The following is a 16,597-nucleotide window of genomic DNA, read 5'->3' as shown; positions in this document are numbered from 1 at the left end:
TTAACTTACACTCACTTTCAATGCTGACGATATGGCAATTGGCGCCGCTATAATCGCTACGATTAGCATGGCACCAAGGATTGCAAGCTGTCCGCTATAGGCAAGCTCCATAGAGCTGGTATCAATAGCCGAGGTTGCAAAAATTAGTACAGGGATATACAAAGGCAAAACAAGCAAACTCATTAAAATGCCGCCTTTTTGTAGCCCCACAGTAAGTCCAGCGCCAATTGCGCCAATGAAGCTAAGCAATGGCGTACCTAACAATAAGGTCAGAACGGTTGCTAAAAGCGCTGAACTTTCTAAATTCAATAACAAAGCAAATACCGGGGTCATTAACACTAAAGGCAGCCCCGTGATCACCCAATGCGCTGCCACTTTTGCAAGGACAGTTAACGGTAATGGGTATGATGATGCAATTAATTGCTCTAATGTTCCGTCGTGATAATCATCACGAAATAGCTTATCTAGGCCCAACATAGTTGAGAGTAACGCAGCGACCCAAATAATGCCCGGTGCCATACGAGCAAGTAGACCGGGTTCAGGGCCAATTGCTAACGGAAAAAGTGTAATAACAATAAGAAAAAACAAGATAGGGTTAACGATTTCAGCACGCTGACGAAACGCTAATTTAAGATCTTTAGAAAAAACCGCAGTGAATAATTGCCAATACGAATGCTGTTTTACCATCAGTGGCGATACTCCAAAGTCACTGTTTGTAGGTCACTAAAATGTGTCGTTAAGTCTTGGTGGGTAGTTAAAAGAATCGCGCCACCAGCATTTAGGTGCTCAACAAAGCGTTCTTGTAAAAATGCAACGCCGCTTTTATCAAGGGCCGTAAATGGCTCATCAAGGATCCATAGTTTGGCACTATTCAGCCACAGTCTTACTAAAGCGACACGGCGCTGTTGCCCTGCTGACAACATACGAACGGGCACATCCTCAAGACCTACTAAGCCTATTTTTGCTAAGATCGGATACAAGTCTTGTTTGCTATCGTAGCCATTAATTTTTAGCCAAAATGCGACATTCTCAAGGGCGGTAAGCTGTGTATTTACACCCGTTTTATGGCCGATGAATAATAACTCTTGTGCATATTCATCATAGTATTTTGTAATCGAGCGTTCTTGGAACAAAACATCGCCTTCATCCGCCATAGCGAAACCCGCGATAATACGCAATAATGATGTTTTACCAGCCCCATTCGGACCAGCTAATTGCATAATTTGTCCCGATTTCAAGCTGAAATTAAGATCCGCAAACAAACAACGATCTTGCTTGATGCAGGTGACGGCCTTAATGTGTAACAAGATGACGATTCTCTATACCCAAAATTAGGCGTTAGTCTACCATAATGATAGGGTAATACGAATATTGCTTTAAAACGATTAACTTATATTTGATCTAAAATAATGAATAAACAAAGCCAGTTGACTCTCAGCACTCAGCTTAATCTAGACCCAAAAGCAATCAGCAGTGCATCACAGCAATCACCTAATGATGCCTTAAAAATGCTGGCTGAGCAGAGCTTAACTGCCCGAAATATCGTAATTGGTAAGCAAAGCGTGCAAATGGACGTGCTAATCAATAACTCATGGCAAACACTGCGCTTATCAACAGAGCAAGAAAATCTTAAAACTGAGCGCTTTTTAGCGGCCAATATTCAATTAAGTAGTGATGGTAAACAGCTGACTATCACACCAGCACCGCTGACTATTACACTTGGCAAAAGCCAGCAATTACAAGCACTACTGAACTTACTAACGCAAGGGAGCGCAAATACAAATATGCCGCACCCTGCTCAGATTGCGCCAAGTAAACCTTTACTACAACTACCAACATTAAAAGCTGAGTTTGCTCTTCACAATAGCCTGGTTGCTCTTTTAAAAGCTGAAGCACCACTTAAAGCCATTTTGCTGCCTGCTACCAACCAACAAAATAGCTTTAATTTAAACATTATTAATCGCTTTGGGGATTCACTCCATCAGCAAAGTGTTAGCCAACAAAAAGTAGCTGAGTTGGTGGCTAAGCTAACCCCTGAAATGAATTTAAAATTAGCTGGGCAACAAGTACAGTTAAGCGTTGCAAACAAGCAAAGTAATGAATTAACTTTACCGCTACCTACAATATCGCCAAAACAAGCTAAGCAAATTCAAGCGCAGTGGCAATTTCATCCTCATGCATTAAAACTAATCCCCCAGCAAGTTAAAAATACTATTGAACTTATAAGTAAAGCACCTGTGCAACAAATACTGTTAAAGAACTCGCTGTCAGAGACATTCAATCAAGCCTTAAAAAGCCAAGCTGTTGAACCTAAGAATACGTTGATAGCGCCATCGAGCAGCTCAAATTCCCCCATTAGCTCTTGGCTAAAAGACAGTTTTGCTGATTTAAAAACGCGTATTAGTGATGCTGTGCGCTATTTTGAAAAGCTCCCCGCTACCACCAAAGCGGCTGTTAACCAGTCAACGCATCAGCTGATTGAAAGCAAAAATACGATTAGCCAACTGGGCTTTAATGCTAATAAAATCAATATAGTAAAGTTTGCCGCTATTCAACAAAGCTCGCCACAACACGCCGCCCTCCAAGTAGCGCAAAATACCAGTGGGCCAGTTACAGCAAATACGCCATTACCTGCGACTAAAAAGACAGAGCCATTAACCGAAAGTCAGTCTACAAAGCAAGTTAGCTTACCCGTGAGTTATAACAAGGCTCCACCATTAATACAGTTACTGCAACGGATAAAAGTCAGTTTAGAGCCGATTGCTAGTGCACAAACTCAGGCGAGTCAAACAGCAATAAACAGTAGCAAAACACAACCACCGTTACTGAGCACTGATAACACTTTGCAAAAAGCACCTGTAGACAACAAAGCAGTTAGCGGCGCTGTTACTGCCATGAAATCTGACAAACCAGCCACCGAGCAGCTCGCTCAAGCTAAAAATAACCTTGCTAATTCAGTAGTTAAAAATCTTAGTGAGCAGATTACACAAACTAAACAAGCGACATTAAACTCAGCGCCCAACCCTACTGCACAAAATGCAAAGCCAGATTTAAAAGGGGCACCTGCTCCTTCGCAACAACAAGCTGATCGAGCAATAAAAACAGTGGCTAAAAACCTTGTAGCGGCAACGCCTAATGAACAAATAAAACAGAATAACTCAGCGACTCGAACAGCAGCTGAGCAAACAGCAGGGTTACAAAAAGTTGCTCAGCAGCAAACTCAATTACATGCCCCCTACTTAGCTTTGAAAGAACCTAACTTGAGTCAGCCATTGTTGCCGATAAGACCGATTGAGGCCACGCTGATTGCGAAGCTATTACCGCTTCCTGAAAGCAAACCTTTAGCAAGCACACCTCTACCAGTGCAATTAACAGAAAAACTTGTAGCTCTGAGTGAGCAAAACACATCGTCTTCGGTAGATTTAAATCGACTCGTAAATCAAGCATTTAATCGCATGATCTCGAGTCAAAACATGCATCCTACTACGATTGAACGAGAGCTTTTAAGTATCCTCAGGCCAACAGCATTACTTAGCCAGACTCAGCAAGCGAGCTTTAGCCAAGGGTTAGAACAATTAGCAGTGGCTTCACTTGCCGCGCCAATTATTAATCAAGCACCAACCAACCTTAGTTTTAATAATCAGACTGGTCTTGATGCCTTACTGCAAGTGTTAGTGCCCAACTTTAAAGCCGTTAACGGTAATAAATTACTCGAGCAGCTACAGCAGCCTGCGATGCAAGCCATGGCGGCTGAAGCCTCACAACTAAAAAACACGTTGGCTCAGGTGCAAACAACACCTATCAATCAGCAACAAGATAATAGTGCTTTAGCGCAGTTTTTCTTACCGATGAAGTTACCTCCTGAAACAGGGCAAACAGAAATCAGCTTAGGACAATATAAAAAGCCAAGTAAAAATAAACTCGAAGCTAAGAATGTCTGGTTTGTGCGATTAAACTTTGATTATGCTCAGCTTGGCAAGTTACAAATTACCGCAGAGGTGATGGATAAAGCGGTTGATTGCCAGTTGCTAGCGTCTTCACAAGAAGTGACAGCGCTTGCTCATCCGCATTTAGAAACGCTGCGTCATAAATTAGCAGGCCATGGCTTAAATGTAGGTGAGTTAAACTTGCAACAAGGGACGTCAAGCCACCAAGCTTTTTATAAATCCCATGCGATTATTAACATTAAGGTGTAATTCTTATGAGTGAACAAGCGGTGCATAAATCAGCAATTGGCTTACTCTACGAAGCTGGTAGCTCGCCACGAGTAACCAGTAAAGGCTTTGGTGAATTGGCTGAAGAAATCGTCAAACTTGCTGAGCAAAAAGGTATTTTGATACACCAAGATGCGGATTTGGCCCAAACCTTATCGCATCTTGAGTTAGGTGAAGAAATACCGAAAGAGCTCTATTATGTCATTGCCGAGTTAATTGCTTTTTCGTACGTATTGCGTGGTAAATTTCCACCAGGTTGGCAAGACTTTCAAGGTAAGCTCAACATTCAAGCCTAGTGCTCAAATGTACTCAAATAAAAAAAAGCGCCTTATTGGGCGCCTTTTTGTTTATGAAGTGACATGAGTAGCTCAGCTTCGGCTCTGGGTAATTCGCATTCACGAATTATTTCTTCTAAATCAGCGCCTAGCTCAACCATTTTAACCGCTCGCGAATAAATTTTCGCATTCGGATCATCATATTTTTGTGCATCTTGTAGCTGTTCAAGCTCTTTACTTTTTTCTTCAACAGCAACAACGCGTTTGCCAATACTCAGCATGCCAGCTCGCATCTCAGCCACTTCGCTACGTAAAATACTCAATTGCTGTTGAGCTTCTTGTAACTGTTTTTGCTTGGCTTGAATCGCCGCCGCTTGCTTATTGTTATTGACAAAAATAAGCCCCAAACACACTAATACAAGTAAGATTGAGGCACCAAACAAAGAGTATAACAGCATATAATTTCCAAACGCTTATAGTGCGCTTAGCTCGTCCCACTCATCGTCATTTAATAATTTATTAAGATCAACCAAGATCAGTAACTCACCATCACGGTTAGATACACCTTGGATAAACTTAGCACTTTCTTCTGTGCCAATATTTGGCGCACTGTCAATTTCAGAGCTACGTAGGTAAACCACTTCTGCGACACTGTCGACTAAAATACCAATCACTTGCTTTTCAGCTTCAATGATAACGATACGAGAGTTATCAGTGACCTCAGCACCCATTAAGCCAAAACGTGCACGAGTGTCGATAACAGTAACAACATTACCACGTAGGTTAATAATACCTAATACATAAGAAGGCGCACCTGGTACAGGAGCAATTTCGGTATAGCGAAGTACTTCTTGTACTTGCATTACGTTAATGCCGTACGTTTCTTCTTCAAGTTTAAAGGTTACCCACTGTAACACTTCATCGTTGCTATCAGCGTTTTTATTTGCTGACAGTAGTCTTTCTTCACTCATGCTATTACTCCGTAAAAATAGTTACTGCTCACGGCTGTCTAAGCCCTGCTCTAGCAATTGATTTAAATTTTCAACGTCAATCAAGGCGCACATTTTCTCTTTGATAACACCTGCAAGCCAAGGCCGCTTACCTGATTTTGCTCGCCATTTTACATCTTCTTTACGAAGCGTAATATTATTTACGAGCTTTTCAGCCAATAATCCCCATTGACTGTCACCTAAGGTGATTAAATACTGATAATCTAATGATTGTTCTAATTTTTCATCATACTTTTCTGGCATAACCCAACGTGCAGTATCAACAACATTTAGTTTTTCTTCACGGTTTAGCATTACACCTTTAAACCATTTAGGTTTACCAAATAATTGGTTAACCTCAGCCAGCTGATGAATTCCCCCTAATGCTTTTAACGGTACAGCAAGCGTTAACCCTGCAACCTCAAAGAATAATGCCTGAAATTCACCATCAAAATAGTCTTCTTGACGATCAGACGAGGTTTTTGCAACCAGTTCAGCTTTAGGTTCTGTGACTATATCTTTGATATTAGCTTGGTTCTCGGTTTTCTCAAGCTCTTTAGTCGGTTCTGGGGGTGGTAAAACAGGTTCTGGAGTAAGCTGAACGTCTGTCAGCTTTTCTTCCGTCTTAGTTTCAGGCTCTTTAACCTGCTCCAGCAGCTTTGCGACTGGCTCAAGATTTTGGTCTGTAGGCTCATCTTCACACAACAAAGCGCCCAAATATTGGGTCATCACTTTTTCATTGGCAAATAAATGCTTACTCATCTTTAACCTTGTGCAACTAAGTAATCAAGCAGCGCGCGATAGGCAAATACCCCACGCGAACGCGGGCAAAATTGAATCGGCACTTGTTGTGCTAAACTAGCATCTCTAAACTTTGTATCGACAGGAACCACGCCTGACCATACTTTATCTTTGTAATTATCCTGCAGAGTCTTGTAAGCTTCAAGTGATGCTTTAGTACGTTTATCGTACATTGTAGGAATAATTGTATATTGGTACTGTTTTGCTTGCGATGTTTGCATCAACTCCATCGTACGCATCATACGATCAAGCCCTTTTAAGGCCAGAAACTCTGTTTGTACTGGCACTAAAATTCGCTCACTAGCTGCAAGAGCATTGACCATCAAAACCCCTAAAACAGGCGGGCAATCAATAATTGCATAGTCATAATGGTCACTAATTTTGGCCAGTGCTTTTTTTAGTATTAAGCCCATACCATTTTTATTGCCCATGCTTCTATCAAGCGTCGCGATTGCCATCGTCGCAGGTAAGATATCAAGGTTTTCAAGTGTTGATGGACATAGAGCCTGTAAAATTTCTTCACTGGCCATGTTATTGCCGCGCGCAAAGATATCATACACGCTAACTTCTAAGTCTTCTGAATCTATACCAAAATAATAAGTCAATGATGCATGCGGATCGGTGTCAATAAGTAACACGCGTTTTCCTTGTAAAGCGAGAATACCAGCAAGGCTAACGGCTGTGGTGGTTTTCCCTACCCCACCTTTTTGATTCGCTACGGTCCAAACTTTCACATCACACCTTATTATTGTTCATTGCGCGTGGTAATCCTAATGCCACCATGTGGTAATTGAATCACTTTAATGCTGTTGTCATCGCTTGGCAACTCAATTTCTGTCGTCTGTTGCGGTTGGTTTTGTGACTCTTGTTCAGTATTTTCTGGCTCTTTTGGCGGTAAACCATATTTAGACAATGCAACAACCACTTTGCGGTTTTCTGCGCGGCCTTGCTCAGTGTCATTACTTGCGAAGGGCGAATACTGACCGTAACCTTCAATAGCCATACGCGCAGGGTTAATGCCTAAACTCTCAAGCTCAACCAGTACGGATGTAGCCCGCGCTACAGATAGCTCCCAATTTGAGCGAAACATCTCATTACGAATTCCTTCGTTATCGGTATAACCACGCACGCGAATGTAGTTATCAACCGGCGCGATAATATCTTTCACTAAACCAACAACTTGCTTGGCACGCTGCTGTGCAACAGCACTGCCCGATGAAAATAACATACCTGAACTTAATTCGATGATAAGCCAATCTTGGTGAAGCTCTAAACTCGCTTCGCCATCACGAATTTCATCAATAAGCGCAGACTGTAATTTAGTAAGTAAGCTGTCGAGAGGCTTGCCGAGATGTTTTTTCTCAATATTGCTGGTTTCGCTTTGTCCATCGAGTAATTCAGGACCCTGCTCATCTTTACGAATGCTCTCACCGTATAGAATGTCGTTCTCAGGACTAACTCTGTCAGTTAATATGCCTGTGCCGTTAACCCCAGTGCCAACCTGTTGTTGCTGACGAGCTGATTTTTCGAACACCTGCTCCAGTGAGTCTGAGAGAATCTGAAAGTCTTCATTTTTACTAATTGCGATAGCATACATGACCACAAAAAAAGCAAACATGATGGTCATGTAATCGGCATAAGAGACAAGCCAGCGTTCAGTATGTTGGTTTTTTGACGTGTTATGACGCAGACGACGGCGCATCATAATAAATTACTCGTCAACTAAGCTTGGGCGCTCTACACGGTACGCCTCAAGTTTTAGTTCGATATTTAGTGGGCTTTCACCTTGCGAAATAGCAATAATGCCTTCAGCAAGTAGTTCATGATACAGCATTTTTTGCTCAACTTGTTGCTTAAGTTTATTCGCCATCGGCAAGAATAATAAGTTAGCTAAACCAACACCGTAAATAGTAGCGATAAACGCAGTAGCCACACCGGCACCCAGTTTTTCAGGATCGGTGATAAATTGCATAGCCTGAATCAAACCGAGTACCGCACCTAGAATACCAATTGTAGGGCTATAACCGCCCATGGCTTCGTAAACTCGGCTTACCTCAAGTAAGCGCTCGCGCTCAAGCATTAAATCAATTTCAAGGGTATCTCTAAGCTTTTGCTCATCAACCCCATCAACAAGTAGACTCAATCCTTTTGCCGCATACGGGTCTGAATGCGACAGCGCATCAGACTCAAGGGCTAAGTATCCTTCTTGGCGTGCTTTGTGTGACCAACGCTTTACTTCTTCAATGGCTGCATCAATATCGTGATACGGCGGAAAGAACACCCAATGACTGATCTTCAGTGTTTTAGTAAAAACACTTGCAGGGGTTTGAAGCATCACAGCCCCAAGCGTACCACCGAGTACGATGATAAGCGCAGGACCATTAAACAGTGCAGAAACAACCCCGCCCTCTAATGCATAACCAAAGGCGATGGCACTTATCGCGACAATTAAGCCAAGAAAAGATAGCTTATCCACAGCCAGTCTCACGCGTTAGGCGAGCTGCAACATCAGTGAGTGCTAAGCTCTCGCTCGCTAGCCCCGCATTTGCAACAGCTTGTGGCATACCATACACCACACTGGTTTTTTCATCTTGCGCCCAAATAGTAGCACCGACTTGCTTAAGCATACGCGCACCATCACGGCCATCTGCGCCCATGCCCGTTAAAACTACAGCTAGCACATCACCACCAAAGGTTTTTGCAGCACTAGCAAAGGTGACATCAACGCTCGGTTTGTAAGTAATACGCGGACTGTCGTCTTCAAACACACGCAGTGTGCGAGAGCCGCCTCGTCCTTCTATTAGCATTTGTTGACCACCTGGCGCTAAATAAGCGGTACCAGGCACTAAACGGTCACCATTTTGCGCTTCTTTCACATTGATTCTGCATAAGCCATTAAGGCGTGCAGCAAAAGCAGGTGTAAACGCAGCTGGCATATGCTGAATAAGCAAAATAGGATGCGGAAAGTTAGCTGGCAGCTGAGTTAAAATTGTTTGTAGCGCTACAGGCCCACCGGTTGATGTGCCAATAGCAACTAACTGATATTGCTTGCCCGAAGCGCGAATGTTACTCGTACTCGAAGACGATGCGGCAGGCGAACTAGCAGGAGCTGGACGGCTAAAGCTGCGATCAGGTTGAACAATACCGCTACTCGTATTTGCAGTGCTACTGCTCCTTGGTGCAGGAGCCGGAGTTGGTCGCGAAATAGGTGCTGGGCGCGAAAAACGAGAAAGGCGACGGCGACCAATTTCTTTTACTTTATTTTGCAAAAGTGCGATTGCATCTTCATTGTTGCGTGCAATGTCTTCAAATTTTTTCGGTAAAAAATCTAACGCCCCAGCATCCAGTGCATCTAGGGTTGCGGTTGCACCATCACGAGTGAGTGATGAGAACATTAAAATAGGAGTTGGTGTTGCTGCCATTATTTCTTTTACGGCACTAATGCCATCAAGAACCGGCATTTCAACATCCATAGTAATTACATCAGGTTTTAGTTCACGGGCTTTATCTACCGCTTCACGACCGTTTACGGCAAAACCTATCACTTGAATATTGCTGTCTTGCTCTAAAATTTCGCTGACACGACGGCGAAAAAAGCTTGAATCATCAACAACTAATACTTTGACTGCCATTGGCACTCTCTTGTTTTATATCATTCAAAGTGCAGCTAAATACTGCACTTTATTATTTATTATTTATTATTTATTATTAGCCAACGTAGTGTTTAAGCATGCTAGGTACGTCGAGGATCAGTGCAATCCCACCATCAGAAGTAATTGTCGCACCTGCCATACCTGGTGTGCCTTGTAATAAGGCATCTAAAGGTTTAATAACAACTTCCTCTTGACCTATTAACGAGTCAACGACAAAGCCCACTTGCTTAGTACCTATTTGTACAATAACCACGTGGCCTTCTGCTTTACGCTCTTGGCGGTTGGCACCTTTTACTAACCAATGTTGTAAATAGAAAAGCGGGATCGCTTTTTCACGTACAATAATTGTCAGTTGGCCATCAACTACGTTAGTTTTAGTTAAATCAAGGTGGAAAATTTCGCTAACACCAGCAAGTGGTAATGCGAAGGTTTGCTCACCCACAACAACCATTAAGGTCGGTAAGATAGCAAGTGTTAATGGCACCTTGATTTCAAGTGCAGTACCTACACCCAGCTCAGACTGAATATTAACCGAGCCATTTAACTGAGTGATTTTAGTTTTAACAACATCCATGCCGACACCACGGCCTGAGATGTCAGAGATTTCTTCTTTGGTTGAGAAACCTGGTGCAAAGATTAAGTTGTACGCTTCGGTATCCGACAAGCGACTTGCTTGGTCGTGATCAATCACACCTTTGCTAATTGCGATTTTTTTCAGTTTCTCAGCATCCATACCTGCACCATCATCACGAATGGTTAGTAGGATGTGATCACCTTCTTGTGATGCCGAAAGCGTTACGGTACCTGTACGTGGTTTACCTGCGGCTTCACGCACGTCTGGCATTTCAATACCATGGTCAACAGAGTTACGCACTAAGTGCACCAATGGATCAGCAAGTGCTTCAACAAGGTTTTTATCTAAATCGGTTTCTTCACCAACTAGCTGCAGGTTAATATCTTTTTTCAAGCTACGGGCTAAGTCACGAACAACCCGTGGGAAACGGCCAAATACTTTCTTAATTGGCTGCATCCGGGTTTTCATCACCGCGCCTTGCAAGTCTGCGGTTACCACATCTAGGTTAGAGATGGCTTTACCCATTGACTCGCTATTGCTGTTATTAGCAAGGCTCACTAAGCGGTTTCGGACCAATACCAGCTCACCCACCATATTCATGATTTCATCGAGACGTTTAGTATCAACACGTACCGTTGTTTCTGCCTGTGGTGGTGGCGCTTTTTTCGGTGCAGCAGAAGCAGCAGGCGATTTTTCTGGTGCTTTTGCAGGTGCTGGAGCCGGTTTAGGCGCTGCGGCAGCAGGTTTAGGCGCAGGTGCCGGTTTTGATACTGCAGGCTGTGCTGGTTTTGCAGGTTCTGCTTTTGGTGGTTCAGGCGCTTTTTCTGGCGCAGTCGTTTCTAAAGACTGAGGAGCAGTACCTTTACCATGTAATTCATCAAGCAGTGCTTCAAACTCGTCATCGCTAATTTCATCGTCTGAGTCATTGCTTGAAGGTTCTGCTGCAGACGCCTGAGGAGCAGCCTGTGCAGGCTTTGTAGCTTCAGACTGAGCAGGAGTATCTTGTTTTACTTCACCAAAGTTACCAACGCCATGCAGTTCGTCTAATAAGCTGTCAAATTCATCATCGGTAATATCGTCACTGTCATTGCTTACAGTATCTGCAGCAGGTGCTGCTGGGCCTTGGCCTTTACCATGAAGTTCATCTAGTAGGCTTTCAAATTCGTCTTCGGTGATTTCGTCAATATTTTGTGACTCAGCGTTGCTATCTGCAAGACCGCCGCCATCAAATAACATATCAAACGCAAATGGGTCATCTTCATCGATGTTGTCTGTTGTTGTTTCTGCTGTGACTTCAGGCGTATCAACAACTGGCTCTTCAACTGCGGGTTCTTCAGGTGCAACTGCAACAACGTCTGCTACAGATAAATCTTCACCTGCAAGCTCTTCTGCAGTCGGTGGCTGACTTAATTTATGAAGGACTTCTAATAGGGCTGGGTCTGCAGGCTCTGGCTGTTCGCGATTTTGAATCGTAGCGAACATTTCGTTGATAGTGTCGAGAGCCTGTAAAATTACGTCCATTAGTTCTGGTGTTACACTGCGCAGACCTTGGCGTAATAAATCGAAAACATTCTCTGCACCATGACACGCATCTACAAGTTCAGTCATACTTAAGAAGCCTGCACCACCTTTAACAGTATGGAAGCCTCTAAAAATGGCGTTTAATAGATCTTTGTCTTCTGGGTTGTTTTCAAGCTCGACTAATTGCTCTGACAAAAGCTCTAAGATTTCTCCTGCTTCAACAAGGAAATCCTGTAATATATCTTCATCGACTTCAAAGCTCATGCAGCTACTCTCCTCTTAGAAGCCCAGGCTTGATAATAGATCATCGACTTCATCTTGTCCTGAGACAACATCATCGCGAGACTCTTTATCAATAATTGGCCCTTCAGGACCTGCTAGTGTGTCACTTGTTGCAGGTGCTTTTTCTATGGCCTGTTTTTCTTGTTGTTGATGACCATCTTCTTGACTGCCAAACACAGTTAAGAGATTAATTAAACTGTCTTCTACCTCTCGCACCAACTCAATAACACGGCGAATAACTTGTCCGGTTAAATCCTGATAATCCTGCGCCAACAGCACATTAGTCATCAAACCTTGGAGCTCATCGGTTTTGGTATGCGAGTTATTCATGAACTTATCTAAGCTATGACATAACGATTTAAATTCACCGAGTTCAATTTCTCGGTTCATTAAACGATCCCACGTAGGTTTGATTGCGGCAATTTCATCAGCAAGTTGTTGCGCTATTGGTAAACTTGCTTCAACCGCATCCATGGTTTTATTGGCGGCGCTTTCTGTCATTTCCATAACATAATTTAAGCGCTGCTTAGCGTCTGGGATCGCTTCGGTAGTTAAATCAGTGAGACGAGTATCTAGGTCAAAGTTTTTTAATGCTTCATGAAGCTGACGCGTCAATTTGCCGACTTCAGCAAACAACTCTGATTGTTCTTTTGATGCAGCGTCAAGAATGAGCTTATCCGCTTTTTCTTGTTCACCATTTTCAAGATACTCAACAAGTTGACGAGCTTGCTCTAAACTTATTTGAGGCGCAGCAAGTGCTGACATAAGCCTCTCCCCTTAGATTAACCTAGACGTTCAAACACTTTTTCCAATTTGGTTTTAAGTGTCGCAGCAGTGAATGGTTTAACGATATAGCCATTTACACCTGCTTGAGCAGCAGCAACAATTTGTTCTTTTTTCGCTTCAGCTGTCACCATTAAAACAGGAATATGCTTAAGGCTATCATCAGCACGAATTGCACGTAACAAATCAATACCTTGCATACCAGGCATGTTCCAATCTGTTACAACAAAATCAAATTCTTGATTTTGTAGCATTGGCAATGCTGTTGAACCGTCGTCAGCTTCCTGCACATTGGTAAAACCTAAATCCCTTAATAGATTTTTAATGATACGTCTCATTGTAGAAAAATCATCAACAACAAGAATTTTCATGTTTTTATCCAAAACATCCTCCGGTGAGGTTTGAACCTTTATTTACTTACTACTAATTAATCCAGTCATTGATTTTTGCTTTGAGCTTAATCATCGCCTGACCATGTATTTGACTCACACGCGACTCGCTAACATCGAGTATGTGTCCTATTTCTTTTAAGTTCATTTCGTCGTTGTAGTACAAAGACAAAACGAGAGCATCTCTTTCTGGTAACGATTGGATAGCCGTTAATAGAGACTGGTTAAACCGCTCATTTTTAACGTTATTAAACGGTTTGTCTAGTCCTAAATCCTGACCTACTGGTGTGATAACGTCTTCATCTACACCTAAATCTTCAATACCTAATACTTTACTCGAATTTACATCATGTAGAATATGATGGTACTCATCTAGCGTAATATCAAGTTTTTCAGCGACTTCAGTATCTTTGGGCTCACGATTTAAAGAGCTTTCTAATTCGGAAATGGTTTCAGCCACAAGGCGGGCATTTCGGTGAACAGAGCGTGGCGCCCAGTCACCTCTACGAATTTCGTCTAACATCGCACCACGAATACGAATTCCAGCGAAGGTTTCGAAACTAGCACCTTTGCTAGCATCAAAGTTTTTTGACGCTTCAATTAGGCCTATCATGCCTGATTGAATTAAATCATCGAGTTGCACACTGGCAGGTAAACGAGCAATTAGATGGCATGCCACTTTTTTGACTAAAGAGGCATGTTTTTCGACAATCGCATTTAAATTCTGTGCTGATTGATATCCCATCGCTTTATTCACCGATGTTGTCATAGTTAGCCGTTTACTAGTTTTTCAATAAAAAATTCTAAATGGCCAGACGGTTGATTAGGGATCGGCCACTTAACTGCTTTTGTTGCTAATGTTTTAAACGCCACCGCTGCCGGAGAGTTTGGGAATAATTCAACAATCACCTTTTGACGTCGCGTAGATTTACGCATGTTCTCGTCATAAGGAATGGTTGCTACCAACTCCATTGAAACATCTAAAAAACGATCCGTTACTTTTGAAAGTTTAGCAAATAATTCTTGCCCTTCACGCAAACTGCGCACCATATTGGCAACAATTTTAAATTTATATACGCCATGCTCACGGCTAAGCACTTTAATAAGTGCGTAAGCATCAGTAATTGAGGTAGGTTCATCGCATACAACCACAACAACGTCTTGGGCTGCACGAGAAAAGCTTAATACCATGTCAGAAATACCTGCGGCGGTATCAACAATTAATATATCAAATTCGGTGTTTAACTCGCTAAAAGCGCGAATAAGGCCTGCATGCTCAGATGGCGTTAATTCAACCATACTTTGTGAACCAGACGTCGCTGGTACAATTTTGATGCCCGCAGGGCCTTCAACAAGAATTTCGTCAAGCTCACACTCGCCTGACAAAACATGAGATAAATTACGTTCAACACGAAGGCCAAGCATTACGTCACAGTTTGCCAAACCTAAATCGGCATCTAATACTAATACACGATTTCCTTGCTGACCTAATGCGATTGCGGTATTGAGTGAAACGTTGGTTTTACCCACTCCACCTTTACCGCCAGTAACAGCGATAACTTTAACGCCACTATTATTATTTTGATTCATTTTGCGCAGGCCGCTTGCTTGATCTAATACTGTATTAATCATACATCCCTACTGTGTTCGACGCTACTGCTTGACGTCTTGAATGTTGTGCTTTTGCTCGTTTTAAATACAATTGTTCAGCTTTTTTCACTAGTTTTTCAGCATTCGCTACGCGAATATCCTCAGGAACGCGCTGACCGTTAGTAAGATACCCTATTGGCAGGCGATTTTGAATCGCTATGCTAATAATCTCACCTAAACTTAAAGATTCATCCAATTTAGTGAAGATACAGCCACTTAGGTGAACCTTTTTAAAGTGTCTTACGGTTTCTTGCAACACATTTATCTGTGCTGTAGCACTTAATACTAAATAACTACGAATATCAACACGCTGATTACGCATTAGGGTATTTAACTGCTCAGTTAAACGTAAATCACGTTGGCTCATACCCGCTGTGTCTATTAATACTAGACGCTTATTACGTAAATGGTATAACACTTCAGCTAATTCATTCGCATCTTTTACCTGCTTAACACCACAGCCAATAATACGACCATAAGTAGCCAATTGTTCGTAGGCACCAATTCTGTAGGTATCAGTGGTGATCAACGCCACTTTATCAGCACCATATTTTTGTGCACCCAGTGCAGCTAATTTTGCAACTGTGGTTGTTTTACCAACGCCTGTTGGACCCACTAATGCGAATACACCACCTTGACGCAGGATTTCGTTATTCGTTGTATGCATTTGGTTTTCAACCATTTGCAGAAGTGCTTGCCACGCTTGTTGACGTGATACATCGTCAGGAATGAAACACGCCATTTGCTCAGCAACATCACGTTCAATGCCCATACCTGCTAAGCGGTCAATCATACATGCACGAGTCGGATCGCGGCGCGCCATATCTTGTTGCATTAGGCCAGATACTTGGTGTTCAAGTAATTGACGAATCGCATTCATTTCTTCGCGCATAGTCGTCATTTCTGATTGATTCGCAGGTGCTGAGTTTTTGTGCTCGGCTGGTGAATCTAAATCATCAAAACCAGAATCTAAGTCGTCATCAAAACCTAAGCTATGTGCTTGAGTTTGTACACGAGGTGCTGCTTGCTGTTGATAACGAGGAGCTTGCTTATATTCAGGCTGTTGCTGCTCAAAGCTTGGCTCTTTTGGTTGATAGTGTTCACTCGTATCAATACCAGATTGACTAAACATTGACGCAAGCTCTGGCGAACGAGGGCGTGGGGCTTGACGCTCAAGTAACGCTTGTAGGCTATCAGCAACTTTCGCTTGCGGCTCAGGTTTAGCACGCATTGGCTCAGGTTTAACAAAATTATGCTCTGGAGCAGGTGCTGATTGTGCCACGGCTGGTTTAGCTTCGGCTTTCGGGGCTGCTTTGTCGTAATCAACAGCTGCAACGATTTCAACGCCGTTAGCAAGCTTTTTGTTCGACATAATAACCGCATCAACACCTAGTTCATCTTTCACTTCTTTCAGTGCTGTGCGCATATCTTTAGCAAAAAAACGTTTAATTTTCATGGTTCAACCC

17 protein-coding genes are annotated in these 16,597 nt (G+C 42.7%); 2 read left to right on the top strand and 15 right to left on the bottom strand.

The genetic code is table 11. The features are described 5' to 3' along the window. Together ccmB and ccmA are read right to left on the bottom strand one after the other, a co-directional pair. Nucleotides 1-687, bottom strand: a complete 687-nt coding sequence (gene ccmB, locus ABMY41_RS12965; protein ID WP_130166649.1) for a heme exporter protein CcmB — start codon at nt 685-687, stop codon at nt 1-3. Further along, nucleotides 687-1,307 carry a cytochrome c biogenesis heme-transporting ATPase CcmA gene (gene ccmA, locus ABMY41_RS12960; protein WP_095209716.1) on the bottom strand — a complete coding sequence of 207 codons (621 nt, stop codon included), beginning with the start codon at nt 1,305-1,307 and terminating at the stop codon, nt 687-689. The genes ccmB and ccmA overlap by 1 nt, the downstream gene beginning before the upstream one ends. Nucleotides 1,308-1,409: 102 nt before the next feature. Between ccmA and ABMY41_RS12955 the strand changes: the two genes are divergently transcribed. Further along, nucleotides 1,410-4,196, top strand: a complete 2,787-nt coding sequence (locus ABMY41_RS12955; protein WP_349274943.1) for a flagellar hook-length control protein FliK — start codon at nt 1,410-1,412, stop codon at nt 4,194-4,196. A 5-nt stretch (nt 4,197-4,201) separates the two neighbouring features. After that, nucleotides 4,202-4,510: an EscU/YscU/HrcU family type III secretion system export apparatus switch protein gene (locus tag ABMY41_RS12950; RefSeq protein ID WP_054562165.1), complete on the top strand. Its 309-nt coding sequence runs from the start codon at nt 4,202-4,204 to the stop codon at nt 4,508-4,510. Between the two features lie 32 nt (nt 4,511-4,542). On the opposite strand, the gene ABMY41_RS12945 is transcribed toward ABMY41_RS12950, so the two are convergent. From ABMY41_RS12945 to flhF, 13 genes are all read right to left on the bottom strand, one after another. Further along, nucleotides 4,543-4,947: a DUF2802 domain-containing protein gene (locus ABMY41_RS12945; RefSeq protein WP_055020709.1), complete on the bottom strand. Its 405-nt coding sequence runs from the start codon at nt 4,945-4,947 to the stop codon at nt 4,543-4,545. Nucleotides 4,948-4,962: 15 nt separating this feature from the next. Further along, a complete protein-coding gene (locus tag ABMY41_RS12940; protein WP_054553251.1) occupies nt 4,963-5,460 on the bottom strand; it encodes a chemotaxis protein CheW in 498 nt (165 codons plus the stop codon). A gap of 21 nt (nt 5,461-5,481) precedes the next feature. Continuing rightward, the gene (locus ABMY41_RS12935) at nt 5,482-6,240 is read right to left on the bottom strand and encodes a chemotaxis protein CheW (protein ID WP_217874705.1); all 759 of its coding nucleotides are present in this window, start codon (nt 6,238-6,240) and stop codon (nt 5,482-5,484) included. Between the two features lie 2 nt (nt 6,241-6,242). After that, nucleotides 6,243-7,013 carry a ParA family protein gene (locus tag ABMY41_RS12930; protein ID WP_054562168.1) on the bottom strand — a complete coding sequence of 257 codons (771 nt, stop codon included), beginning with the start codon at nt 7,011-7,013 and terminating at the stop codon, nt 6,243-6,245. Nucleotides 7,014-7,024: 11 nt separating this feature from the next. Beyond that, nucleotides 7,025-7,984, bottom strand: a complete 960-nt coding sequence (locus tag ABMY41_RS12925) for a flagellar motor protein MotB (RefSeq protein WP_054562169.1) — start codon at nt 7,982-7,984, stop codon at nt 7,025-7,027. Between the two features lie 6 nt (nt 7,985-7,990). After that, the gene (locus tag ABMY41_RS12920; protein WP_349274939.1) at nt 7,991-8,755 is read right to left on the bottom strand and encodes a flagellar motor protein; all 765 of its coding nucleotides are present in this window, start codon (nt 8,753-8,755) and stop codon (nt 7,991-7,993) included. After that, nucleotides 8,748-9,911, bottom strand: coding sequence for a chemotaxis response regulator protein-glutamate methylesterase (locus tag ABMY41_RS12915; protein WP_251600262.1), 1,164 nt, complete (start codon nt 9,909-9,911; stop codon nt 8,748-8,750). The genes ABMY41_RS12920 and ABMY41_RS12915 overlap by 8 nt, the downstream gene beginning before the upstream one ends. A 76-nt stretch (nt 9,912-9,987) precedes the next feature. Continuing rightward, a complete protein-coding gene (locus tag ABMY41_RS12910) occupies nt 9,988-12,291 on the bottom strand; it encodes a chemotaxis protein CheA (protein ID WP_217874707.1) in 2,304 nt (767 codons plus the stop codon). Between the two features lie 15 nt (nt 12,292-12,306). Next, nucleotides 12,307-13,074 carry a protein phosphatase CheZ gene (locus ABMY41_RS12905; protein WP_349274936.1) on the bottom strand — a complete coding sequence of 256 codons (768 nt, stop codon included), beginning with the start codon at nt 13,072-13,074 and terminating at the stop codon, nt 12,307-12,309. Nucleotides 13,075-13,091: 17 nt separating this feature from the next. Continuing rightward, a complete protein-coding gene (cheY, locus tag ABMY41_RS12900; RefSeq protein ID WP_016708035.1) occupies nt 13,092-13,475 on the bottom strand; it encodes a chemotaxis response regulator CheY in 384 nt (127 codons plus the stop codon). Between the two features lie 40 nt (nt 13,476-13,515). Next, nucleotides 13,516-14,226 (bottom strand): RNA polymerase sigma factor FliA, encoded by a 711-nt coding sequence (locus ABMY41_RS12895; protein WP_130166705.1) that lies wholly within the window; start codon nt 14,224-14,226, stop codon nt 13,516-13,518. 26 nt (nt 14,227-14,252) lie between these two features. After that, nucleotides 14,253-15,113: a MinD/ParA family protein gene (locus tag ABMY41_RS12890; RefSeq protein WP_054553259.1), complete on the bottom strand. Its 861-nt coding sequence runs from the start codon at nt 15,111-15,113 to the stop codon at nt 14,253-14,255. Then, nucleotides 15,106-16,587: a flagellar biosynthesis protein FlhF gene (flhF, locus tag ABMY41_RS12885; protein WP_175082352.1), complete on the bottom strand. Its 1,482-nt coding sequence runs from the start codon at nt 16,585-16,587 to the stop codon at nt 15,106-15,108. The genes ABMY41_RS12890 and flhF overlap by 8 nt, the downstream gene beginning before the upstream one ends. Nucleotides 16,588-16,597: the final 10 nt, after the last annotated feature.

The organism is Pseudoalteromonas sp. BZA4 (genome assembly GCF_040104395.1).
Lineage (GTDB): Bacteria > Pseudomonadota > Gammaproteobacteria > Enterobacterales > Alteromonadaceae > Pseudoalteromonas.
This window is presented reverse-complemented; position numbering and strand designations above follow the sequence as displayed.